22 protein-coding genes are annotated in these 23,115 nt (G+C 44.7%); 13 read left to right on the top strand and 9 right to left on the bottom strand.

The window, feature by feature from the left end:
- Nucleotides 1-26 precede the first annotated feature (26 nt).
- The 3 genes from FTU40_RS04300 to FTU40_RS04290 form a co-directional block, all read right to left on the bottom strand.
- Nucleotides 27-1,367 (bottom strand): DcaP family trimeric outer membrane transporter, encoded by a 1,341-nt coding sequence (locus FTU40_RS04300; protein WP_180039903.1) that lies wholly within the window; start codon nt 1,365-1,367, stop codon nt 27-29.
- 108 nt (nt 1,368-1,475) lie between these two features.
- Entirely contained in the window at nt 1,476-2,849 is a 1,374-nt protein-coding gene (locus FTU40_RS04295) for an aromatic acid/H+ symport family MFS transporter (RefSeq protein WP_180039901.1), read from the bottom strand.
- A 229-nt stretch (nt 2,850-3,078) separates the two neighbouring features.
- Nucleotides 3,079-3,990, bottom strand: a complete 912-nt coding sequence (locus FTU40_RS04290; protein WP_005096953.1) for a LysR family transcriptional regulator — start codon at nt 3,988-3,990, stop codon at nt 3,079-3,081.
- 115 nt (nt 3,991-4,105) lie between these two features.
- Between FTU40_RS04290 and FTU40_RS04285 the strand changes: the two genes are divergently transcribed.
- From FTU40_RS04285 to pcaD, 12 genes are all read left to right on the top strand, one after another.
- On the top strand, nt 4,106-5,215 hold the full coding sequence (locus tag FTU40_RS04285) for a muconate/chloromuconate family cycloisomerase (protein WP_100328598.1): 1,110 nt from the start codon (nt 4,106-4,108) through the stop codon (nt 5,213-5,215).
- 15 nt (nt 5,216-5,230) lie between these two features.
- Nucleotides 5,231-5,521 carry a muconolactone Delta-isomerase gene (catC, locus tag FTU40_RS04280; protein WP_180039899.1) on the top strand — a complete coding sequence of 97 codons (291 nt, stop codon included), beginning with the start codon at nt 5,231-5,233 and terminating at the stop codon, nt 5,519-5,521.
- 153 nt (nt 5,522-5,674) lie between these two features.
- Nucleotides 5,675-6,595, top strand: coding sequence for a catechol 1,2-dioxygenase (gene catA / locus FTU40_RS04275; protein WP_005170822.1), 921 nt, complete (start codon nt 5,675-5,677; stop codon nt 6,593-6,595).
- Between the two features lie 74 nt (nt 6,596-6,669).
- Complete coding sequence (gene benA / locus FTU40_RS04270; protein WP_180039897.1) at nt 6,670-8,058, top strand: benzoate 1,2-dioxygenase large subunit; 1,389 nt, start codon at nt 6,670-6,672, stop codon at nt 8,056-8,058.
- Nucleotides 8,055-8,546 carry a benzoate 1,2-dioxygenase small subunit gene (benB, locus tag FTU40_RS04265; protein ID WP_005096959.1) on the top strand — a complete coding sequence of 164 codons (492 nt, stop codon included), beginning with the start codon at nt 8,055-8,057 and terminating at the stop codon, nt 8,544-8,546. Before benA ends, benB begins: the two co-directional genes overlap by 4 nt.
- Before the next feature lie 90 nt (nt 8,547-8,636).
- Complete coding sequence (benC, locus tag FTU40_RS04260) at nt 8,637-9,653, top strand: benzoate 1,2-dioxygenase electron transfer component BenC (protein ID WP_100357616.1); 1,017 nt, start codon at nt 8,637-8,639, stop codon at nt 9,651-9,653.
- A 24-nt stretch (nt 9,654-9,677) separates the two neighbouring features.
- Nucleotides 9,678-10,463 (top strand): benzoate diol dehydrogenase BenD, encoded by a 786-nt coding sequence (gene benD / locus FTU40_RS04255; RefSeq protein ID WP_074382751.1) that lies wholly within the window; start codon nt 9,678-9,680, stop codon nt 10,461-10,463.
- A gap of 60 nt (nt 10,464-10,523) precedes the next feature.
- Complete coding sequence (gene benE / locus FTU40_RS04250) at nt 10,524-11,738, top strand: benzoate/H(+) symporter BenE (protein ID WP_180039895.1); 1,215 nt, start codon at nt 10,524-10,526, stop codon at nt 11,736-11,738.
- A gap of 43 nt (nt 11,739-11,781) precedes the next feature.
- Nucleotides 11,782-12,453, top strand: coding sequence for a 3-oxoacid CoA-transferase subunit A (locus FTU40_RS04245; protein WP_005096964.1), 672 nt, complete (start codon nt 11,782-11,784; stop codon nt 12,451-12,453).
- A 19-nt stretch (nt 12,454-12,472) separates the two neighbouring features.
- The gene (locus FTU40_RS04240) at nt 12,473-13,126 is read left to right on the top strand and encodes a 3-oxoacid CoA-transferase subunit B (protein ID WP_180039893.1); all 654 of its coding nucleotides are present in this window, start codon (nt 12,473-12,475) and stop codon (nt 13,124-13,126) included.
- Between the two features lie 126 nt (nt 13,127-13,252).
- A complete protein-coding gene (gene pcaF, locus FTU40_RS04235) occupies nt 13,253-14,458 on the top strand; it encodes a 3-oxoadipyl-CoA thiolase (RefSeq protein ID WP_005096966.1) in 1,206 nt (401 codons plus the stop codon).
- 63 nt (nt 14,459-14,521) lie between these two features.
- On the top strand, nt 14,522-15,301 hold the full coding sequence (gene pcaD, locus FTU40_RS04230) for a 3-oxoadipate enol-lactonase (RefSeq protein ID WP_005096968.1): 780 nt from the start codon (nt 14,522-14,524) through the stop codon (nt 15,299-15,301).
- A 68-nt stretch (nt 15,302-15,369) separates the two neighbouring features.
- On the opposite strand, the gene FTU40_RS04225 is transcribed toward pcaD, so the two are convergent.
- From FTU40_RS04225 to FTU40_RS15350, 3 genes are all read right to left on the bottom strand, one after another.
- Nucleotides 15,370-16,257 (bottom strand): DMT family transporter, encoded by an 888-nt coding sequence (locus tag FTU40_RS04225; protein ID WP_005096969.1) that lies wholly within the window; start codon nt 16,255-16,257, stop codon nt 15,370-15,372.
- 116 nt (nt 16,258-16,373) lie between these two features.
- The gene (locus tag FTU40_RS15355) at nt 16,374-16,664 is read right to left on the bottom strand and encodes a GNAT family N-acetyltransferase (RefSeq protein WP_180039890.1); all 291 of its coding nucleotides are present in this window, start codon (nt 16,662-16,664) and stop codon (nt 16,374-16,376) included.
- Complete coding sequence (locus FTU40_RS15350; protein ID WP_005096973.1) at nt 16,657-16,821, bottom strand: hypothetical protein; 165 nt, start codon at nt 16,819-16,821, stop codon at nt 16,657-16,659. The genes FTU40_RS15355 and FTU40_RS15350 overlap by 8 nt, the downstream gene beginning before the upstream one ends.
- A 246-nt stretch (nt 16,822-17,067) precedes the next feature.
- Between FTU40_RS15350 and FTU40_RS04210 the strand changes: the two genes are divergently transcribed.
- Nucleotides 17,068-18,144: a putative zinc-binding metallopeptidase gene (locus FTU40_RS04210; RefSeq protein ID WP_005096974.1), complete on the top strand. Its 1,077-nt coding sequence runs from the start codon at nt 17,068-17,070 to the stop codon at nt 18,142-18,144.
- Nucleotides 18,145-18,232: 88 nt separating this feature from the next.
- Here the strand turns inward: FTU40_RS04210 and FTU40_RS04205 are convergent, their stop codons facing one another.
- The 3 genes from FTU40_RS04205 to FTU40_RS04195 all read right to left on the bottom strand — a co-directional run bounded on the left by FTU40_RS04205 (nt 18,233) and on the right by FTU40_RS04195 (nt 22,883).
- Nucleotides 18,233-19,729: a succinate CoA transferase gene (locus tag FTU40_RS04205; protein ID WP_180039887.1), complete on the bottom strand. Its 1,497-nt coding sequence runs from the start codon at nt 19,727-19,729 to the stop codon at nt 18,233-18,235.
- Between the two features lie 117 nt (nt 19,730-19,846).
- Nucleotides 19,847-21,022: a thiolase family protein gene (locus FTU40_RS04200; protein WP_180040010.1), complete on the bottom strand. Its 1,176-nt coding sequence runs from the start codon at nt 21,020-21,022 to the stop codon at nt 19,847-19,849.
- Nucleotides 21,023-21,101: 79 nt separating this feature from the next.
- Nucleotides 21,102-22,883 carry an acyl-CoA dehydrogenase C-terminal domain-containing protein gene (locus FTU40_RS04195; protein WP_180039885.1) on the bottom strand — a complete coding sequence of 594 codons (1,782 nt, stop codon included), beginning with the start codon at nt 22,881-22,883 and terminating at the stop codon, nt 21,102-21,104.
- Nucleotides 22,884-23,115 lie beyond the last annotated feature (232 nt).

The raw sequence follows: 23,115 nt of genomic DNA, 5'->3' as shown, positions 1-23,115 counted from the left end.
TCAAGATACCCGAATTTACAAGCATCTTAGAAGTTGTAAATGGCAACCGCATTGATTCGGTTGTCTTCACCTGTACGACCGCTAACTGGTTGATCGTCTTCATCTAAAACAGGACCATAGGCTTTACGTTCACCATAGACATATTCTAGACCGAAGCTAAGTGGTTTACGTGGGCTATAGAATATATTGGCCCATGCCTGCCAAAGATCTTTATTCGCAGCACTCTTGTTACTTAAAGCATTAATGTAATCTTGATCATCATCAAACTTCATATAGCCATAGCCCAAAGTACCACGCAATTTGTCATTAAACTGCTGGGTTAAACCTACCGTAATCGAGTCAAATTCGCTTTGTATCAGATTACCATCTTTAACTAGTACGCCTGGGTTTGCAAATGATACAAAGCTATTATCACCTTTCACATGATAGTAGTCGGCTTTTATAGTAGTACCTGGTACAACTTCATATTTTGTACCAACACCTACCCCCCATGCCATTTCTTCATCAGTATCTATACGTTTTTCGTGCCCCATTGCACGAACACTTACGTTTAAATTATCTGCAAATTGATGGTTTAAACGTGCAGTTAAAGCTGGAAAACGCTGATTAATCGCTTTATCACTGACTAATTTATCTTTTGGATCTTCCGCAGCAACAACTAAATTAGTTTGTGGGCTAAACTTAGTTGTGTAACGCACTTGTGGTGTACGTTTTACTGCGCCACCTACATAAGCCAAAGCATCCACTGTTTCTGGCATATAATCCGGTACAGCAAAGTTTGACCAGGTTTGACCAATTAACCAGTTGGCATAGCTGATATAAGCATGGCGGATACGTAAATTATCAAAGCTTGCACCGCCCAGAAAGTCTACTTCAACTTTACCACTCAGGGCTTTGTCCCCAGCGCCGATAGGTGCTTTGAAGTCCATTCCTAAGCGGGTAGCAGAAAGTGTTGATCTTAAACGATCACTATTTTCATTATTTCCTTCTAATGCCACAGCATTAATATGGTTGTATGGCAAATCTCGACTGGTTCCCTCTACCTGATAAGAGGCATCGGCACGAATATTTCCATAAAGATTAAATTCGGCACCACTGGCAATTTTCATGACAGGTTTGCTAGCTGGAGCAGGTGTTGCTGCAACATGTGCAGTGACCACAGCCGTCTGTCTTTGCTGTTGCTCAACCAGTGCGCGTAGAGCCTGAACTTCTTGGCGCAGTTGTTCAATTTCCTGCTGACTGCTTTGCGTGGTTTGTGCTTGAACCGATAAGCTCATGCTCCCCATACTGATTGCAATCATGCTCATCAAAAGCGTGTGTTTTCGTGTTGGCTTATTGATTGTTGTGGTGAATAGTGTCGTGTTCATCCTAAACTCGCTTTTTATTGTTCGACTAGATTCTAGCAACAGATCACCACCCGTTACGATGGCGATCTATATCATTGACGATATTATATTGATTAATTGAAGTTTAACTTATTGGGTCGCGTTCTCAGCCACAGGATTTGGCTTCATGCTAGATCTTGCAAGGGCTTGCGCATCTACTGAGGTCTTTAAGTTGACCAGGAAAATCGCAAGTGCAGCAATCACACCAGGAATCGCAATAGCAAAGAAGTTCATTTGATGCGGTAAATTCATGGTTAATAAAGCACCAGTCAATACCGGACCAACAATCGCACCAATACGTCCAATACCTGATGCCCAGCCCATGCCTGTAGAACGTACAGTCGATGGATAATATTGTGCAACAAAGGTATAGAGTAGAATTTGCGAGCCAATTGTTGCAGCACCCGCCACAGCAATCAGGGTGTATAGGACGAATTGCGGACTGTTAAAGCCAAGCAGAATCAGGGCCAGCGCACCACATAAGAACATGATGGTCAGTACTTTCTTGATATGGAAGCGATCTGCCAGATATCCACCACCGATTGCACCGATCATGCCACCAATATTTAAGGCAAACAGGAAGATCATGCTGGCACCAAGCGAGTAACCGGCCTGAATCATCAGTTTTGGCAACCAGCTGCCCAATGCGTATACCATTAACAGGCACATAAAGAACGCTAGCCAGAACATGAACGTACTGAAACTGCGGCCCTGTTGGAAAAGTGCTTTTAATGGCGCTTCATCACCTTTCTGCACTTCATTCAGTACAAATTGAGTATCATGGGTAATGACCTGTTCCGGAGATATTTTTTGAATAATATCGTGCGCTTGGGAGGTCTGATTTTTGTTGGTCAGGTACATCAGTGATTCTGGCAAGTATTTCCAGATAACTGGCAAAAGCAACAGTGGAATACCGGCTAACAGGAACATGATTTTCCAGCCAAATTGTGGCACCAGCCATGCACCTAAGAGTGCCGACGTCATTCCACCAATCGCATAACCACTAAACATTAAAGCCACTAGGGTACTACGGATACGTTTAGGCGCATATTCGGTCATCAGTGCGACCACGTTTGGCATCACCCCGCCAATACCTAAGCCCGCCAAGAAACGTAAAATCCCAAATTCAACCGGAGAGGTCGCAAACGCCCCAATAAAAGTGAATCCGCTAAAAATAGCCACACAGATCATAATGGTTTTTTTACGACCTAACTTATCGGACAAGGTTCCAAAAGTCATGGCACCAAACATCATGCCAAAAAGTGCGGTACTGGCCAACAGACCTGCTTGTACTGCACTTAAGCCCCATTCTTGCATCAACAGAGGCAATGCGACGCCATAGATCACCAAGTCATAACCATCAAAAATAATGATCAGCAGACACCAGATTAGGACGCCCCAATGAAAGGGAGTGAATTTAGCTTCATCAATCAGCGTATTTATATTCACCTTATTTGTAGACATCTCCACCTCCATATTGTGAAGTTCATTCAATGAATGCCACAATGAAGAAGATGCAGCAGAATGTCCAAAACTCAATAGGCATGCCTTTATACCTATAAAGTCTGATTCAGGCTAAGCATTTAAATTAATTAAAAAATATATTATTGAATCGTGGAATATTTTTTAACATAGGCCGATAAACTTGCCAAGAGCTGCTGATTGCTGTTCCTCTTGAGAGGATTGATTGGACTTAAAACACCGAACGATCATACTTTAATGCTTCAAGATCATAGACTTGATAGACAGCATCAAATAGGTAGCGGATATATTCACTTTCATCCATATTACGCATGGCCATAAATACAGGACTCACAGCAAATGCATCTGCTAAAGGTATAAAGTTGAGATGGGCCAATTTAATATTTTGTGCACTTTCCGGTGCGATACAAACACCCTCTCCCGCCGCTACAAAACCGAGTGCCAGCTGCAATTCGCGTACAATCCGCAGATTTTTAGGCTCTAATCCATACTCAGAAAATATACCGCGCACCTGGGTGGCAAAATTGGCCTTTCCCGTATTCGGATATAAAAACAACTGCTGATCGACCAGTTCAGATAAATGCAGGCTCTCGCGTTGAGCAAGAACATGACTGGCATGTGCTGCCACCACCAAACGCTCTTCACGCAACAACACCCGCTTTATGGCCGGATCCGAGATTCTTAAGCGGCCAAAACCGACATCTATACGGCCTTCTTTGAGGGCCTGAATCTGTTCATAAGTATTCATTTCCATCATCTCAATTTTGAGATAAGGATGCTGCTGTTTAAACAAAAACAGAATACGCGACAGCAAGCCGAACAATAAAGAACCAACAAAACCGATGGTAATGGTGCGATCTGCAATGCCGATGCGCTTGGTCATCGACTTAATCTCTTCCGCATTAGACAAAAGTTTAACAGCGTGCTGATAGAAGAACTGACCTGCTTCTGTGGTCTTCAATGGACGGCTACCACGCTCAAATAACTGAATATCCAGCTCTGCTTCAAGGTTTTGGATCTGTCTGCTTAAAGGAGGCTGAGCAATAAATAGTTTTTCTGCCGCTTTAGTAAAACTTTGCTCTTCTACCACTGCAACAAAATAGCGTAAATGTCTAAGTTCCATGATCTAGAATACCTTTAAAGTATAAAAAAATGCTAAATCGATCTTAGACCAATCAACATTATTCTTTTAAGGTATATCAAATCGAAGCATTAAAGCAAGAATGTGAATCCGTATTATGTATAAGTCAGTTGAAACCTTGCTGGTAGAAATCCCGACCATTCGCCCTCACAAGATGGCTGTGGCGACGATGCAAACCCAGACCCTGGTCTTAGTTAAAATCACCACTGAAGATGGTTATATCGGTTGGGGTGAGGCAACGACGATCGGCGGCTTAGGTTATGGTGATGAAAGCCCGGAAAGCGTTAAAGTCAATATTGAAACTTATTTCGCCCCCCTTTTAAAGACATTATCCGGTTTAAATGTTGCACAAACATTACAAGCGATCAAAAAGAATATTAATGGTAACCGTTTTGCCAAATGCGCGATTCAGACTGCCCTGCTAGATATTCAGGCACAGCGCATGCAGCAGCCGCTCAGTGAAATATTAGGTGGCCGCTTACGTGACAGTATTCCAGTGCTTTGGGTCTTGGCTTCAGGCAATACAGAAAAAGATATTGCTGAAGCAGAAAAAATGATTGCAGCAAAACGCCATAACATTTTCAAACTGAAAATTGGTTCCCGTCCAGTTGAAGAAGATGTTGAGCATGTGCTGGCGATTAAAAAAGCCCTGGGCAAAGACATTTCGATTCGTGTCGATGTCAACCGTGCCTGGTCAGAATTAGATGCCATTAAAGGGATTCAGTTGCTGCAAGACGGCGGTGTTGATCTGATTGAGCAGCCATGTGCGATTGATAACCTCGATGCAATGCGCCGTCTCACCCGACGTTTTGATATTGCCATCATGGCAGACGAATCTTTAATGGGTCCACATTCAGCCTATGAAATTGCAAAACAAAACGGTTCATCTGTTTTTGCAGTGAAAGTTGCCCAGTCAGGTGGTCTGATCGAAGGTTGTGAAGTCGGAAATATTGCCAAACTTGCAGGAATCGATCTGTACGGCGGCACCATGCTGGAAGGTCCGGTCGGCACGATTGCTTCGGCACATGTATTTTCAACCTTTGAAACATTAGCTTTTGGTACTGAACTGTTTGGTCCTTTGCTACTGACTGAAGATATTTTGAAAACCCCACTCAACTATCAAAACTTTGAACTTGAGATTCCGAAAGGATCTGGTCTGGGGATTGAGTTGGATGAAAACAAGATTGACAACTTGCGTCGTCAATAATTCGAGGAGATACCCATGCTTTTCCATGTACGGATGGACGTGAACATTCCACAGGATATGCCAGTGGAACAGGCCAATGAAATCAAGGCCATTGAAAAAGCCTATTCCCACGACTTGCAACGTCAGGGTAAATGGCGCCATATCTGGCGAATCACTGGCCAGTATTCAAACATCAGTATTTTTGATGTTGAAAGCAATGAAGAATTGCACAGCCTGCTTCAGGGCCTGCCACTCTATCCCTATATGAAGATCGAAGTGATGGCATTGAATCGTCACCCTTCTTCAGTTCGAGATGACGACAGTTGATTAAATGAGCGGATTGGGAGTCACCGGATTCCCCTTCCGAATCGAAAATAGAGGGTAACCAAACAAGGATTGTGGCCAGCAAGATTTAGCCAGCCAGAGCAAGCTAAACAGCGCGCCACATAAAAGAATGTAGATATACTGAGGAGTAATAGTATGAATCGCCAAGAAATTGATGCATTAGTAAAACAAATGAATGTCGACACTGCGACAGGTCCTGTAGATGAGCGTGTACAGCAAATTACTGTACGTTTACTCGGTGATCTTTTCCAGGCGATCGAAGATCTTGATATTTCACAAACTGAATTGTGGAAAGGTCTTGAATACTTTACTGATGCAGGCCAAGCAAACGAGCTAGGTCTATTGGCTGCAGGTTTGGGTCTAGAGCATTACTTGGACCTACGTGCTGATGAAGCAGATGCAAAAGCAGGAATTAGCGGTGGTACACCACGTACCATTGAAGGCCCACTTTATGTCTCAGGTGCACCAGAGTCAGTTGGCTTTGCACGTATGGATGATGGTTCTGAATCAGACAAAATCCCAACGTTGATCATTGAAGGGACAGTGACGGATACTGAAGGCAATATCATCGAAGGCGCTAAAGTTGAAATTTGGCATGCCAACAGCCTAGGGAACTATTCATTCTTTGATAAGTCACAGTCTGATTTCAACTTACGTCGCTCTATCTTCAGTGACCAAGACGGCAAATACGTTGCACTCACAACAATGCCGGTCGGTTATGGCTGCCCTCCAGAAGGTACAACTCAGTTTGTACTGGACAAATTAGGCCGTCACGGTAACCGTCCATCGCATGTGCATTACTTCGTATCTGCACCGGGCTACCGCAAGCTGACCACTCAATTCAACATCGAAGGCGACCAGTACCTGTGGGATGACTTTGCATTCGCAACCCGTGAAGGCCTGGTGGCAACTGCGGTGGATGTGACTGATGAAGCTGAAATTGCAAAACGTGGCTTAAAAGGTCCTTTCAAACACATCCAGTTCGATATTGAACTTGTCAAAGAACAAGCTGCTGCACCAACGACTGAAGTTGATCGTCGCCGCGCTAGCGCTTAATACAACTATAGAAGCGGGGTATGTTTCAAAGATATATCCCGCTGACTTCCCCCTTGGAAAGTCGGAGAAAGGACATGCCTCGTATTCCCGTAATTAACACCAGCCATTTAGACCGCATTGACGAATTACTGGTTGATGATTATGAATCTGGTGAATTTAAACTACACCGTTCAGTATTTACAGACCAGGCCCTGTTTGACCTTGAGATGAAATACATCTTTGAAGGCAACTGGGTTTATCTAGCACATGAAAGCCAGATTCCAAACAATAACGACTTCTATACTACTTATATGGGTCGTCAGCCGATCATCATTGCACGTAACCGTCAAGGTGAACTGAATGCCATGATCAATGCCTGTTCGCATCGCGGTGCACAATTGTGCCGTAACAAGAAAGGCAATAAAGCAACTTATACTTGCCCATTCCATGGCTGGACGTTCAATAACTCAGGTAAGTTATTAAAAGTTAAAGATCCGGCTGAAGCGGGTTATTCAGACTGCTTTAACAAAGACGGCTCACATGACCTGAAAAAGGTTGCCCGTTTTGAAAACTATAAAGGCTTCCTGTTTGGTAGTTTGAATCCGGATGTTCCTTCTCTGGAAGAATACCTGGGTGAAGCAACCAAAATCATTGACATGATCGTGGGTCAGTCTGAGCAAGGTCTGGAAGTATTACGTGGTTCTTCAACTTATACCTATGAAGGCAACTGGAAGTTAACTGCTGAAAACGGTGCCGATGGTTATCACGTGTCTGCTGTACACTGGAACTATGCTGCCACGACTCAGCAACGTAAAGAAAAAGAAGCGGGTGACAATATCCGTGCCATGAGCGCAGGTTCATGGGGTAAACAAGGCGGTGGTTCTTACGGCTTTGAACATGGTCACATGCTACTTTGGACGCAATGGGCCAACCCGGAAGACCGCCCTAACTTTGCCAAGAAAGATGAATACACCGAGCAATATGGCGAAGCCATGGCGAAATGGATGATCGAACGTTCACGTAACCTGTGTATCTATCCAAACGTTTACTTCATGGATCAGTTCGGTTCACAAATTCGTGTACTGCGCCCGATTTCTGTCGATAAGACTGAAGTGACCATCTACTGTATCGCGCCTGTTGGTGAAGAGCCTGAAGCGCGTACACGTCGTATCCGTCAGTATGAGGATTTCTTTAACGCATCAGGTATGGCAACGCCAGACGATCTTGAAGAATTCCGTGCCTGTCAGGCCGGTTATGCCGGTATCGCGCTGGAATGGAACGATATGTGTCGCGGTTCTAAACACTGGATTCAAGGTCCTGATGATGCTGCCAATGAAATCGGTTTAAAACCAAAACTGTCTGGTATTAAAACTGAAGATGAAGGTCTATACCTGTCTCAGCACCAGTACTGGTTAGAATTGATCAAAAAAGGTATTGCGACTGAGAAAGAAATTGCAGCATCAACTGAAGGAGAAAACGCATGAGCGACATCACTTTAGAAAATATTGCTCAGTTCCTGTATCAAGAAGCCCGCTTTTTAGATGATGAACAATGGGATGACTGGTTAACTTGTTATGCCCCTACTGCGTCTTTCTGGATGCCAGCTTGGGATGATGATGACAAACTGACCACAGATCCGCAGTCTGAAATCTCGTTGATTTACTATCCAGATCGTCAAGGTTTAGAAGACCGCGTGTTCCGGATCAAGACTGAACGTTCATCTGCAACCATGCCGGACACACGTACCTGCCATAACCTCAGCAATATTGAAATTGTTGAACGTGATGGCGACAAAGTGACTGTACGTTTTAACTGGAATACTTTGAGCTTCCGTTACAAAACAAGTTACAGCTATTTCGGTATGTCTCGTTATGAAATCGATTTCTCAGGCGATAAACCACAAATTTTAAGCAAATACGTGGTACTGAAAAACGATTACATCAACCAGGTTATCGACATTTATCACCTCTAAGACTGTTTTTACAGCTAGGTTATGCCTTTCGGTCAGATGGAAAATTGGCTGAAAGGCTCAGTTACAAAGATTTATATAGGATATTCAGCCATGTCAAACCACAATGTTGCACTTCAATTTGAAGATGGCGTTACACGTTTTATTTCTGTTTCAGATGGTGAAACACTGTCGGATGCAGCTTACCGTCAAAAGATCAATATTCCTTTGGACTGCCGTGATGGTGCTTGTGGAACGTGTCGTGCGTTTTGTGAATCAGGTTCATTTGACATGCCTGAAGAAACTTATATTGAAGATGCTTTAACGCCTGAAGAAGCCGCTGAAGGCTTTATTCTGGCTTGCCAATGTAAACCAACTTCAGATGCAGTGTTCCAGATTCAGGCGTCTTCAGAAGTCTGCAAAACTGAAATTCACGCTTTCCAAGGTACTTTGGCGCGTGTCGAAAACCTGTCTGATTCGACCATTACTTTTGATATTCAGTTAGACGAAGGTCAGGCAGACATTCACTTCCTTGCCGGTCAATATGTCAATGTCGGTATTCCGGGAACGACTGAAACCCGTTCTTATTCATTCAGTTCAAAACCAGGTAACCGTTTAACCGGGTTTGTGGTACGTAACGTGCCAAACGGTAAAATGAGTGAATTTTTAAGCGTCAATGCCAAAGCTGGCGACAAAATGACTTTCACGGGTCCATTTGGTAGCTTCTACCTGCGTAATGTGACACGGCCGGTGCTGATGCTGGCGGGTGGTACAGGGATCGCGCCGTTTATGTCGATGCTGCAAGTCTTAGAAGAAAAAGGTTCAGAACATCCAGTGCGTCTGGTGTTTGGTGTGACCAATGATTTTGACCTGGTGGCGATTGAAAAACTAAATGAGCTGCAGGATAAATTCCCTTGGTTCGAATACCGTACTGTGATTGCGAATCCAGAATCTAATCATGAGCGTAAAGGCTATGTGACCGGTCATATCGAAAAAGAATGGCTAAATGCGGGTGATGTGGATATTTATCTGTGTGGTCCTGTGCCAATGGTTGAAGCAGTTCGCGGCTGGTTAGATGCTGAAGGCGTTAAACCTGCAAACTTCCTGTTTGAAAAATTCTCTGCAAACTAAGTTCAGACTGAACCGGAGAATAGAATGAACCGTTCAAAAAGATTTGAAAATAAAGTCGTGATCGTGACCGGTGCTGCCCAAGGCATCGGGCGCGGTGTGGCGCTGCAAGTGGCAAACGAAGGCGCACAAGTCGTCATGGCGGATCTTTCCCCTTTTGTAGAGGAAGTTCTGGCTGAAATTGAAGCCACTGGCGGTGATGCGATTACTGTCAAAGCCAATCTGGAAACCTTTGCCGGCGCAGAATCTGTTGTCGCCAAAGCGCTGCAAACTTATGGCCGTGTCGATGTCCTGATCAACAATGTTGGCGGCGCGATTTGGATGAAACCTTTTGAAGAATTTTCTGAAGAGGAAATTATCAAGGAGGTGAACCGCTCACTGTTCCCAACGCTGTGGTGCTGCCGTGCAGTTCTTCCAGAAATGATTAAAAATCAGAAAGGTACAATTGTAAACGTATCTTCTATTGCCACACGTGGTATTAACCGTGTTCCATATTCAGCATCTAAAGGTGGTGTGAACGGTTTGACCGCTTCCCTCGCCTTTGAACATGCCAAAGATGGAATTCGTGTCAATGCGATTGCAACTGGCGGTACCGAAGCACCACCGCGTAAAGTGCCACGCAATGCCAATCCGCTGACTGAATCAGAAAAAGACTGGATGCAGCAAGTGGTTGATCAGACCATTGACCGTACTTTTATGGGTCGCTACGGTACGATTCAGGAACAGGTGAATGCCATTGTATTCCTGGCTTCGGATGAATCATCGTATATGACTGGTACCGTCGTACCGGTCGGTGGTGGTGATCAGGGCTAAATCCTGATCATGACTTTTTTTTAACAGGATCATGGTTTGACGCAAGGAGGCACATCACCAATGAACACCCTGTTTCAGACATTAAAAAATGATTGGTCAATTTCAGCAACTGTTGCAGGATTTTTAGCAGTACTGATTTCCTATTCAGGCCCACTAATCATTTTTTTCCAGGCTGCTCAACAAGCCCAAGTTTCCCCAGACATGATGATTTCTTGGATTTGGGGCATTTCTATTGGTGCTGCACTTGCCGGTATTTTCTTATCGATTAAATACAAAATACCGGTGGTGACTGCCTGGTCTGCACCTGGAACGGCTTTATTAGTCACGCTTTTTCCTGATATTTCACTCAATGAAGCGGTCGCTGCCTACATCACCTCTGCCGTGGTGATTTTTTTAATTGGGATCACCGGTTATTTCGACAAACTGCTGTCCTGGATTCCTCAGGAAGTCGCTGCCGGAATGATGGCCGGGATTTTATTGCAGTTTGGTTTAGGTCTGTTTACGGCAACCGATACCATGCCCTACATTGTGTTTGGCATGCTGGCAGTATTTTTACTGGCCAAGCGTTTCAGCCCACGCTATGCCATGGTTTGGGTATTGGTGGCAGGTGTGGTTTTAAGTCTGTTACTGGGTAAAATTAACCCGGTGAACGCTGATTTTAGCTTGGCGATTCCACAATTTATTGCCCCGGAATGGACCTGGAACTCTACCTTGAATCTGGCACTACCGTTGATTTTAGTCAGTCTTTCTGGCCAGTTTTTACCAGGCATGAGCATTATCAAGCTCAGCGGTTATGACATGCCGGCCAAACCTATTATTAGTGTGACCAGTATTGCTTCGCTTGCGGTGGCCTGTGTAGGCGGTATTACCATTGTACTGGCCTCAATCACGGCTGCTTTATGTTTGGGTAAAGACGCACATGAGCTGAAAGAAAAACGTTATATCGCCGGTATCGCGAATGGGATTTTCTATATTTTAGGCGGTTTATTTGCCGGCAGCATCGTCATGCTCTTTAGCCTGATGCCTAAAGAATTAATTGCGGCTCTGGCCGGACTGGCATTGCTCGGTGCAATTGCCACCAATATTTCCGTTGCAATGGGCAAAGAATCACAACGTGATGCTGCCCTGATCACATTTTTGGCGACTGCATCTGGTATGCAGTTCCTTGGACTGAGCTCAGTCTTTTGGGGGATTTGTATTGGTTTGGTGGCGCACTTTGTATTGTCACAAAAAGACCGTAACGCTGTTTCGCTTGCAGCATCAGATTCAAAATGAGTTTAAAGACATCCATAAGTTTAGGATATGAAAGGACCAGATTATGATAGATAAAAGTTCATTATCATTGAAAGAAGCACTCTCCCAGATCAAAGATGGTTCAACCATCATGATTGGTGGTTTCGGTACAGCGGGTCAGCCTGCTGAACTGATTGATGGTCTGATCGAATTGGGTATCAAAGACTTAATTATCGTCAATAATAATGCCGGCAATGGCGACTACGGTTTGGCGAAACTGCTGAAAGCCGGGGCTGTACGTAAAATCATTTGCTCTTTCCCGCGTCAGTCGGATTCCTGGGTATTCGATGAACTTTACCGTGCAGGTAAGATCGAACTGGAACTGGTGCCGCAAGGTAATCTGGCTTGCCGTATTCAGGCCGCAGGTATGGGCTTAGGTCCAATCTACACGCCTACCGGTTTTGGTACCTTGCTGGCTGAAGGCAAACCGACTTTAAATTACGAAGGCAAAGACTTCGTTTTAGAAAATCCAATTAAAGCAGATTTTGCTTTGATCAAAGCCTCTAAAGGCGACCGTTGGGGCAATCTGGTATATCGCAAATCTGCCCGTAACTTTGGCCCGATCATGGCGATGGCCGCAGATATCACCATTGCTCAGGTGTCTGAAGTCGTGGAACTCGGTGCACTGGATCCAGAGCACATCATTACCCCTGGAATTTTTGTTCAACACGTTGTTCAAGTTAAACCTGCACAATAATTGGCATCGGAGATAAATAATGAGCTATACCAAACTGACCCGTGACCAGATCGCTGAACGTGTGGCACAAGACATTCCTGATGGTGCCTATGTCAACCTGGGCATCGGCTTGCCAACCAAAATTTCCAGCTACCTGCCTTCAGATAAAGATGTATTCCTGCATTCTGAAAATGGCCTGTTGGCTTTCGGTCCTCCTCCTGCTGAAGAAGACCGTGATCCAGAACTGATCAATGCCGGTAAAGAATTTGTGACCTTGCTCGAAGGTGGTTCTTTCTTCCATCATGGTGATTCATTCGCGATGATGCGTGGCGGTCACTTAGACATCGCGGTACTGGGCGCGTTCCAGGTGGCTGAAAATGGTGATTTGGCCAACTGGCATACTGGTGCACCGGATGCAATTCCTGCAGTCGGCGGTGCGATGGATCTGGCTGTTGGTGCGAAAAAAGTCTTTATTACCACAGATCACGTGACCAAAAAAGGCGAGCCCAAAATCGTGGCTGAACTGTCTTATCCTGCGACTGGCCTGAAATGTGTCGACCGTATTTATACCGATCTTTGTGTGATTGATGTCACACCTGAAGGTATGAAAGTGATTGAAAAAGTCGAAGGTCTGTCATTTGAAGAATTGCAGTCAATGACTGGTGCCAAACTGATTGATGCGACTCAAAACTAATTTATAAATCCTCCCTAAACCCCTCCTTTATTAAAGGAGGGACTTTCATCCTTTAAATTCAGGGAAAAACGCCTCCCTTTAGTAAAGGGAGGTTGGGAGGGATTCAAAGATTTGGAAAGTAAAAACATGAAAAACGCCTATATTATCGATGCCATCCGTACCCCATTCGGCCGTTATGCCGGTGGCCTCGCTCCTGTTCGTACTGATGATCTCGGTGCACTTCCAATCAAAGCCTTAATAGAACGTAATCCATCGGTGAACTGGGAACAGGTCGATGATGTGATCTATGGCTGTGCCAACCAGGCCGGTGAAGATAACCGTAACGTTGGCCGCATGTCAGCGCTGCTTGCAGGTGTGCCTTATCAAGTGCCTGCAACTACAGTCAACCGCCTATGTGGTTCATCGCTAGATACTATCTCCATGGCTGCACGTGCGATTAAAGCGGGTGAAGCCCATCTGATTATTGCCGGTGGTGTCGAGTCAATGTCTCGTGCACCCTTTGTCATGGGTAAATCAGAAACCGCCTATGGCCGTAGTCAGAAAATCGAAGATACCACCATGGGCTGGCGTTTCATTAACCCGAAACTCAAAGACATGTACGGCGTAGAAACCATGCCGCAAACGGCTGAAAATGTTGCTGAACAGTTCGGGATTAACCGTGAAGATCAGGATAAATTTGCCCTGAGCAGCCAGCAACGTACAGCAGCAGCACAAGCCAAGGGTTTCTTTGATAAAGAAATCATTCCGGTGGTGATTCCACAACGTAAAGGCGATCCGGTGGTCGTAGATAAAGATGAACATCCACGTGCGTCTACCACTGCAGAAGCTTTGGCGAAACTGAAACCTGTGGTCAAAGCAGACGGCACGGTCACAGCCGGTAATGCTTCAGGCATTAACGATGGTGCTGCCGCCCTACTGATTGCATCTGATGAAGCGATTGCGCAATATGGTTTAAAACCACGTGCCAAAATTATTGGCTCAACTGTTGTGGGTGTTGAGCCGCGCATCATGGGCTTTGGTCCGGCACCTGCCATCAAAAAGCTACTTGCTCAAACCGGCTTAACGCTAGAGCAGATGGATGTGATCGAGCTGAATGAAGCTTTTGCGGCCCAAGCACTGGCATGTACCCGTGATCTAGGCATTGAAGACGGCTCGGAAAAAGTCAATCCGAACGGTGGCGCAATTGCATTGGGTCATCCACTCGGCGCCTCTGGTGCACGTCTGGTGACCACTGCCTTGAACCAGCTGGAACAAACTGGCGGTCAATATGCACTATGTTCAATGTGTATTGGTGTCGGTCAAGGTATTGCTTTGATTATCGAACGCGTCTAAAAGCACGATCACTTAATAAAAATTTCCCCTCCCTTTTTTAAAGGGAGGTCGGGAGGGATTTTAATGCCAACATTTACATCTAACGATGCACAAATTAATTACCAGACTTTTGGGGATACCTCTAAGCCTGCAATTGTGTTCTCCAATTCATTGGGCACCAAATTCAGCATGTGGCAGCCACAAATTGAATTTTTCCAGAAAGATTATTTCGTGGTGTGTTATGACACCCGTGGTCACGGTGGCTCGAGCGCACCACAAGGGCCATATACCCTGGATCAACTGGGTCAAGATGTAGTGAATCTACTGGATCATTTAAATATCCAGAAAGCTGCTTTCTGTGGCATTTCCATGGGGGGTCTGACTGGTCAATGGCTGGCAATTAACCGCCCAGAACGCTTTAACCAAGTGATTGTGTGTAATACGGCAGCCAAAATTGGTCAGGAACAGGCCTGGCTGGAACGTGCTGCACTGGTGCGTGAGCAAGGCTTGGCACCGATTGCATCGACCGCAGCATCACGCTGGTTTACCGAACCCTTTATTCAAAGCAACGCAGCAATTGTTGCAGAACTTTCAAACGACCTTGGAGCTGGCAGCCCGGAAGGTTATGCGAGTTGCTGTGAAGCTTTGGCTAAAGCGGATTTACGTGAACAGTTAAAGACAATTTCAGTTCCTGTATTGATTGTGGCAGGTCAGCAAGATCCTGTAACGACTGTTGCTGATGGTCAGTCGATGCAAGCCAGCATTGCCAATAGCCAACTGTTTGAAATCAATGCATCGCATATTTCCAATGTCGAGCAACCTGAAGCGTTCAATCAGGCAGTTCAGGCATTTATTGCAGCTTAAACTGCTCAAAAAAGGAAAAAGCCACTGATCATCATCAGTGGCTTTTTTTTATCAAGATGGAGTCAGTATTAAGCCCAAATGACCAAAATCGCAGCGATCACCACCAAGCCCAGCCCCCAATGCTCGGCACGTGCCAGTTTCTCCTTAAAGAAATATGCAGAAATCAGCATACTAAATAAAATCTCGATTTGACCTAGTGTTTTGACAATGGGCACACTCATCATGCTCATGGCAGTAAACCAGCCCAGCGATGCCATAAAGCTGCACACGCTGACTTTAAAGGTTAATCTCAAGCGTTGCCACATGGCCACTAAAGTCTGGCGGCTAAATAGACTCAGATAGATCAGCATACTGATGCATTGAAAACTGATGACCATCAGCAGTACCCATGCAGCACGATGGACAGTTGGCAATGTGCTTAGCTCCAGACTCGCCTCCCTGACCAAGAGTGAGGTAATCGCAAAACTTAAGCCGCTGCCGATTCCAATCGCTAAGGTCTGGGCAGAAAATCCACTGATCTGCTGGCCTTTACTCAGCAAGAACACGGCATAAGCACCGAGTACCACACCGATCCAGGCCAGTACCGATAAATGATCGGCTAAAAACACGACACCAATGACGGCGGCAAGAATGGCTTCACTTTTAGCCAAACCGACCCCAATCGCATAATTTTTTTGTTGAAACAGCTTCACCATCAAGGCAGTCGCTAAAATCTGGCTTGAACCAGCAATCACAATATAGACCCAAAACCTGGGAGTAAAATGGATAATATTTTCAACGGGCTTGAAGTGATAAAGACTGGACAGATAGATTATTGCAAAGGGCAAGGCAAAGATAAACCGTGCCAGCGTGACCCCCCAAACATCGACCGTAGTGCTCAGCTGTTTTTGAAATGCATTGCGCCATGCCTGCATAAATGCAGCCATTAAGGTGAAAAAGATCCAGCTGATTGCCATAAAATGATTTGCATATATAACAAAAGTGAACCAATTCTAAGCCTAAGTAAAAGGCATGACTAATTAAAAATGGAGTGAAGGTGAATAGCGGAAAGTTTGGATTGTTTTTAGATGGTTTAAATTTCAGCTAAGTAGTCTTTTCGCATGGGAATAAAACGAATGCCATTTTCCTCAGTATATTCGCCCATTTCAACAAAACCGAAGCGTTTATAAATATCCAAAGCATATAAACTGGATTTTACAGTAATAGATTGATGACCTTGGCTACGAATCTGATTTTCTAAAAAGCGCCACATTTGGCGACCGTAACCTTGACCTTGATAAGCCTTATTCAAGAAAAAATGCATGAAATGTGCCGGCGCTATATAAGCCACCACACCGACTATTCTGCGGTCAATTTCAGCCACATAATAATAAATTATCTGGCCGTTCAAAAATGGTTTGAATTACTTCAGCTTTAAAACGTAAGCGTCCCTCTTCTGCCGTAGTGACAGCCTCTACAAATGGTGCAATGACTTCTACGATAGCAGATGTATCCTGAACAGTAGCTTTTCTAATGTTCATATTATTTTAAATTTCACCTTAACCTGGCTTTGTTGCAAAAACAGATCATCTGTCAATTTGTATTTCTCTAAGCAATCTTTTTCTATTTAAAAATAACGAGTTATTTAGCTCACAATATAATGCCAAGCATCCTCCATTTACAATTCAGCCATATAGAGTTTTTATTAAAATTTTTATGATGTTATTACAATAGGATGAAATTTAGGTAGGCATTCTAGACAGTTTGCTTCCCTACAGGGAGTTTAGATGAAACATTTTGAATGCGCCGTCTGCCAGCAACAGCTATTTTTTTACAAATCAGTCTGTGATCATTGTATGTCACCAATCGGCTATGTCGCTTCGGAAAAAGAATTGTGCGCATTTAAAAAGCAGAGTGCTGATCAATGGATTCCAGTCTCCAAAAGTTATCAGCATGCCAGTTATAAACCCTGTCATAACTATACGCACTATCAGGTATGTAACTGGATGATTCCCAGTAATGAAGATGAAGATTTTTGTGAGTCCTGTCAACTCACTCATGTGATTCCTGATCTGGAAAATTCAGAGAACCTGATTTACTGGTTTCGACTGGAAGAGGCCAAACGCCGCTTCCTTTATTTGGCGCAGCGTATGAACATGATGCCACGCCCCAAAAAATCTGAAGATGATCCATTTGGCCTGCGTTTTGATTTTTTACTGCCTGAAGATGATCAGCCGGTTTTGATTGGTCATGCCAATGGTGTGATTACTTTAAATGCGATTGAAGCGGATGTGGTGTATCGTGAAACAACACGCGTGAATATGGGAGAAAATTACCGGACTTTATTGGGCCATTTTCGCCATGAAAGCGGACATTACTATTTTGCACTGATGCAACACTTACATCCGGAACTGATTGAAGAGTTTCGTCATTATTTTGGCGATGAGCGGCAAAATTACAGTGAGGCGCTGCAAACTTATTATAATGACGGCGCCCCGATCAACTGGCAGGAAAACTATATTAGTGCTTATGCCACCGCACATCCCTGGGAAGACTGGGCAGAAACCTGGGCGCATTATCTGCATATGATGGAAACACTGGAAACTGCTTACTATGCTGGAATCCGCGTTATTGGCAATGGTGGCTATCTGGCCAGCATGGATTTTAAAGAATGTCCAATTGGCGGACAGGACGTTGAACATATTCTTGCAAACTGGGTTACCTTAACCTTTAATTTAAATGCCTTGAACCGTTGTATGGGTCTGGAAGATGCCTACCCATTCAAGCTGACCGAAGCGGTAAAAGACAAGCTTCGATTTATACATCGGCATGTACTGGAAAAAGTTTTTAAATCATCCAAATGATCTTTAAACGACAAAAAACTGAATGTAATAAAATGAATAAAGCCCGTATACGACGGGCTTTATTTGATGATCAATGCGATTAAACGTATTAAGCGGTTTTCATTGAACCGGTTTCTTCAAATTGGGCATGCCAAGACAAAGCTTCATTCAATAAATGCGGTGTCTGACCACCACGCGCACAGGCACGCTCAAAATAATGATTTAAACTTTCGCGGTAATCTGGATGAGCACAGATATCGATAATCTTGCGGGCACGTTCACGCGGTGCCAAACCACGCAGATCTGCTAAACCTTGCTCAGTCACCAGAATATCAACGTCATGATCGGTATGGTCGGTATGGCTGACTAGGGGAACGACTGAAGAAATCGCACCACCTTTGGCATAGGATTTGGTCACAAAGATGGCAATATGCGCATGACGGGTAAAATCTCCCGAGCCTCCAATACCGTTCATCATCTTGGTTCCAGTAACATGGGTTGAATTCACATTTCCGTAAATATCAAACTCAAGTGCTGTATTAATCGCAATAATCCCGAGACGGCGAATCAGTTCAGGATTATTGGAAAGTTCCTGTGGACGCAAGACAATTTTATCTTTGTATCGATCAAAATTGTTCATCACTCGTGCGGCACAGTCATCGGTCAGGGTCATGGAGCAACCTGAAGCAAAGGTCATCTTGCCTGAATCGATAAGCTGGAAAGTGCAATCCTGCAAGACTTCAGAATACATTTCCAGATTATTGAAATTGGAATGTTCGAAGCCGGCAAAGACCGCATTGGCCACGGAGCCCACACCGGATTGCAGCGGCCCCAGATTTTCAGGTAAACGCCCTGCTGCCACTTCCTGTTCAAAGAAATGAATCAGGTGACTGGCAATCGCCAGCGTTTCTTGATCCGGTTCATCCATGCCAAAGGACGTGTCTGGAATCTCATTGATGACAATCGCAGAAATTTTTTCAGGTGCAACATGAATCCCGATTGTTCCAATTTTGTCACTGGCTTGGGTCAGAGGAATTGGCCCGCGGTTTGGACGCGCTTGAGGTACATAGATATCGTGAACGCCTTCTAGCACGGGATTAATCGTCATATCAATTTCAATAATGACCCGATCTGCCATTTCGATGAAATTTGCAGAATTTCCGCAAGAGCCTGTCGGAATAATCTGACCGTCTTCAGTAATCGCAGTTGCGGCAATTACAGCCACATTAATCGCTGGCAGGTTTTTATGACGGATATTATCGGCCAGTTCAGAGAGATGCTGATCGACATACATCACTTCACCGGCATTAATCGCTTTACGTAAAGAAGGATCTGCCTGATAAGGATAACGGCGGGTTATGACATGTGCTTCATTGAGTTTTCCATCAATCCGGTTCCCCAGACTTGCACCTGTCGCCAAGGTAATATGAATTGGATACTTCTGTGCATATTCAGCCAAGGCCAAAGGCACAGTTTTCGCTTCACCTGCACCCCCAAAACCACTTAAACCAACTACATCGCCATCTTGAATCAGTTGTAGTGCTTTTTCGACAGATACGACTTTATCTTTTAATGGGAGCAAACGAATGCGCTCTAAACCGTTCATAAAAAATCTCAAAAATATAAAATAAAGAGGCATCTGCTCCTGGTGAACCAAGAGCATTAGCGTCTAAATCAATCAATAATTAATTTTGCTAATTCGAGCATTGAATTTTGGCTGGACTTAAACCAGTTCCACTGCAATCGCAGTTGCTTCACCGCCCCCGATACACAGTGCGGCAATGCCTTTCTTGCCACCAGTACGTTTTAAGGCATGAATCAAGGTCACAATAATACGGGAACCAGAAGACCCCAGTGGATGACCGAGCGCACATGCGCCACCGTTGATGTTGACTTTTGCAGTATCCAGTTCAAAGCCATCGATGGCTAACATCGTTACCATGGCAAAAGCCTCATTGATTTCCCAGAGGTCTACATCGGCGGCATCCCAACCGGTTTTTTTCAGCACTTTTTCAATCGCACCGACAGGTGCAATGGTGAATTCCGAAGGATGCTGCGAATGGCTGGCATAGGCCAGAATATTAGCCAGCGGTTTTAAGTTACGCTGTGTAGCAATTTCACTAGAGGTGACCACCAGTGCTGAAGCACCGTCTGAAATTGAACTGGCATTTGCTGCGGTAATGGTTCCGTCTTTTTTGAAGGCTGGACGCAAGCTTGGAATTTTGTCTGCTTTGGCATTTAAAGGTTGTTCATCCTGCTCAACCACTACATCGCCTTTACGGTTACTGACAGTGACTGCTACGATTTCATCTTTAAAGAAGCCTTGCTGAACAGCCGTCACCGCTTTGTTTAATGAGCCAATGGCATAATCGTCCTGCTGTTCGCGTGTATAGCCTTTTTTATCTGCCATTTCCTGTGCCAGAATTCCCATCGACAGACCTGTTTCTGCATCTTCCAGACCTTCCTGGAACATGTGATCCGTGACTTTGCCATGTCCCATACGGAAACCGGCACGTGCCTTGTCCATCAAATATGGCGCATTAGACATAGATTCCATGCCACCTGCGACCACAATTTCAGCCGAACCCGCTTTGATTGCATCTGCTGCCTGCATCACCGCTTTCATGCCTGAGCCACAGATTTTATTGATCGTGGTGGCGCCTGTTGAATCCGGTAAGCCGGCTTGACGCATGGCCTGACGTGCCGGGCCCTGTTTTAAACCCGCCGGCAGTACACAGCCCATAATGACTTCATCAATATCGTTTGCAGTTAAACCTGCACGAGCTACAGCTTCCTTGATCGCCACAGCACCCAAATCAGGCGCCGTACAGCTTGAAAGTGAGCCTTGAAAACCGCCCATTGCGGTACGTACAGCTTCTACAATTACAATCATTCTAATCTCATCCTTTTTCATCATTGTTATTTAACACCGCACAGCAGAAGCTCTGCAGTGTTTGTCCTTCGCAATACTTGCCGGTTTAAGCCTGTGCAGTGAAATAGTCTTCAGGTAATTGCATGACCAGTTCTGCACCTGCCTGAATACGTTGAATTCGGGCACTCAAATCCGGGAGAACTTTGGCGACATAATAATTCGCCAGTACCAATTTGTTCTGGAAATAGCTATCGTCTTTCGTTGCTGCAGCTTTGCTGATACGCGCATACATATACACAAAACTGAGCAGACCCACCGCATGCAGATAATCGACCGCAATCGAGTTAGCAAAGTCCGGATTCAGTTGAGACTGCTCGACGATAAAGCTGGTGATGTCTTCCAGTTGCTGACAGGTCTCTAATGTCGCCGTTTTAATCGTCAATGAATCATCCAGACCTTGGGCGAACTCGCGGATTTCAGCGATATACTCTGCAATATAAGCACCTTTACATTTGGTAGTTTTACGGCCAATCAGGTCAATTGCCTGCACACCATTGGTGCCTTCATAAATTTGTGAAATGCGCAGATCGCGAATACATTGTTCCATACCCCATTCACGGATATAACCATGACCACCGAAGCACATTTGCGCTTCCAGTGCAGAATCTAATGCTTTATCAGTTAGATATGCTTTGGCAATTGGGGTTAACAGAGCCACACGGTCGGTCGCTTTACGCACCGCTTCAGCATCGGTCGAATATTTGGTGATATCCAGCTGCTGACCGACATAGACAGCAAAGGCACGAGATGCTTCATTGTTGGCGCGCACATTCAGCAACATCCGGCGCACATCACCATGTACCAGAATCGAATCGGCTGGTTTTTCCGGTGATTTCGCACCGGTCGAGGCGCGTCCCTGTAAACGGTCTGTCGCATATTGTGCCGCATTCTGATAAGCAAATTCTGCCGCGCCAATGCCCTGAATTCCCATCGACAGACGTTCGTAGTTCATCATCACGAACATGCCGGCCAGTCCTTCATTTTCGTTACCGACCATATAAGCTTTGGCACCATCAAAGTTCATGACGCAGGTCGCTGAGCCTTTAATTCCCATCTTATGTTCGATTGAACCCGCAGATACTGCATTACGTTCACCGAGTGAACCATCTGCATTCACCAGAAATTTCGGCACAATAAACAGGGAAATGCCACGTGAACCGGCGGGTGCATTTGGTGTTTTTGCCAGCACCAGATGAATGATATTTTCACTCAGGTCATGTTCACCGCTGGTAATAAAGATTTTGGTACCGCTGATGTTATAGCTGCCATCTTCATTGGGTTCAGCCTTGGTTTTGATTATGCCAAGATCAGTACCTGAATGTGGCTCAGTCAGACACATGGTGCCCGACCATTCGCCTGTATAGAATTTTGGTAAATAGGTTTCTTTCTGTTCTTGTGAAGCACGATCATTGATCGCCATGCCTGCACCCACGGTTAACAGCGGGTAAAGCATAAATGATGGATTAGTACTCCAGATCATTTCATCGGCCAGCACGGTCAGCATTTTTGGCATATTCTGCCCGCCCCATTCTTCACTGGCACCTAAACCTACCCAGCCACCTTCAGCAAACTGCTTAAAGGCATCTTTAAAGCCTGTAGGTGTGGTCACTTCACCATGTTTAAACTGAGCACCACCTTCTTCATCCGCAGGACGATTCAGGTCAAGAATGACATTCTTGGAAAATTTGGCCATCTCTTCCAGAATTGCATTTGCAGTTGCCATATCTAAATGTGCAAGATTTTCATTACCTTGCCAAAATTGTTCAGCTTTAAACACATCATTTAAAATAAATTCCATGTCTTTTAGCGGCGCATTATAAATAGGCATTCTTACATTCCTTAACTGGTGATACTCAATTCTGTTGCTGAGCGTTTTATAATCATTGATTAATGAAAATCTTTTTTATGATTTTACTTCAATCAAGGCATATCAATCGAAAATCATCATCTCGAATTAATCCAGCAGTAAATCTCATTCAACTAAATAAGCGACATAAAATTTAAAAACCCAAGCTTTATGTCACCGTTATTTACTGAACCAAGCAGGCTTAAAATGATTC

Origin of the sequence: Acinetobacter sp. YH12100, assembly GCF_013419135.1 — a bacterium.
GTDB lineage: Bacteria > Pseudomonadota > Gammaproteobacteria > Pseudomonadales > Moraxellaceae > Acinetobacter > Acinetobacter pseudolwoffii.
The sequence above is the reverse complement of the archived record's forward strand: the minus strand, read 5'-3'. Positions and strand labels throughout refer to the sequence as shown.

Excerpts from the sequence above, each read along its gene's own strand:
- FTU40_RS04300 (WP_180039903.1), bottom strand. The coding sequence starts at position 1,367 with ATGAACACGACACTATTCACCACAACAATCAATAAGCCAACACGAAAA.
- FTU40_RS04295 (WP_180039901.1), bottom strand. The coding sequence starts at position 2,849 with ATGTCTACAAATAAGGTGAATATAAATACGCTGATTGATGAAGCTAAA.
- FTU40_RS04290 (WP_005096953.1), bottom strand. The coding sequence starts at position 3,990 with ATGGAACTTAGACATTTACGCTATTTTGTTGCAGTGGTAGAAGAGCAA.
- FTU40_RS04285 (WP_100328598.1), top strand. The coding sequence starts at position 4,106 with ATGTATAAGTCAGTTGAAACCTTGCTGGTAGAAATCCCGACCATTCGC.
- catC (WP_180039899.1), top strand. The coding sequence starts at position 5,231 with ATGCTTTTCCATGTACGGATGGACGTGAACATTCCACAGGATATGCCA.
- catA (WP_005170822.1), top strand. The coding sequence starts at position 5,675 with ATGAATCGCCAAGAAATTGATGCATTAGTAAAACAAATGAATGTCGAC.
- benA (WP_180039897.1), top strand. The coding sequence starts at position 6,670 with ATGCCTCGTATTCCCGTAATTAACACCAGCCATTTAGACCGCATTGAC.
- benB (WP_005096959.1), top strand. The coding sequence starts at position 8,055 with ATGAGCGACATCACTTTAGAAAATATTGCTCAGTTCCTGTATCAAGAA.
- benC (WP_100357616.1), top strand. The coding sequence starts at position 8,637 with ATGTCAAACCACAATGTTGCACTTCAATTTGAAGATGGCGTTACACGT.
- benD (WP_074382751.1), top strand. The coding sequence starts at position 9,678 with ATGAACCGTTCAAAAAGATTTGAAAATAAAGTCGTGATCGTGACCGGT.
- benE (WP_180039895.1), top strand. The coding sequence starts at position 10,524 with ATGAACACCCTGTTTCAGACATTAAAAAATGATTGGTCAATTTCAGCA.
- FTU40_RS04245 (WP_005096964.1), top strand. The coding sequence starts at position 11,782 with ATGATAGATAAAAGTTCATTATCATTGAAAGAAGCACTCTCCCAGATC.
- FTU40_RS04240 (WP_180039893.1), top strand. The coding sequence starts at position 12,473 with ATGAGCTATACCAAACTGACCCGTGACCAGATCGCTGAACGTGTGGCA.
- pcaF (WP_005096966.1), top strand. The coding sequence starts at position 13,253 with ATGAAAAACGCCTATATTATCGATGCCATCCGTACCCCATTCGGCCGT.
- pcaD (WP_005096968.1), top strand. The coding sequence starts at position 14,522 with ATGCCAACATTTACATCTAACGATGCACAAATTAATTACCAGACTTTT.
- FTU40_RS04225 (WP_005096969.1), bottom strand. The coding sequence starts at position 16,257 with ATGGCAATCAGCTGGATCTTTTTCACCTTAATGGCTGCATTTATGCAG.
- FTU40_RS15350 (WP_005096973.1), bottom strand. The coding sequence starts at position 16,821 with ATGAACATTAGAAAAGCTACTGTTCAGGATACATCTGCTATCGTAGAA.
- FTU40_RS04210 (WP_005096974.1), top strand. The coding sequence starts at position 17,068 with ATGAAACATTTTGAATGCGCCGTCTGCCAGCAACAGCTATTTTTTTAC.
- FTU40_RS04205 (WP_180039887.1), bottom strand. The coding sequence starts at position 19,729 with ATGAACGGTTTAGAGCGCATTCGTTTGCTCCCATTAAAAGATAAAGTC.
- FTU40_RS04195 (WP_180039885.1), bottom strand. The coding sequence starts at position 22,883 with ATGCCTATTTATAATGCGCCGCTAAAAGACATGGAATTTATTTTAAAT.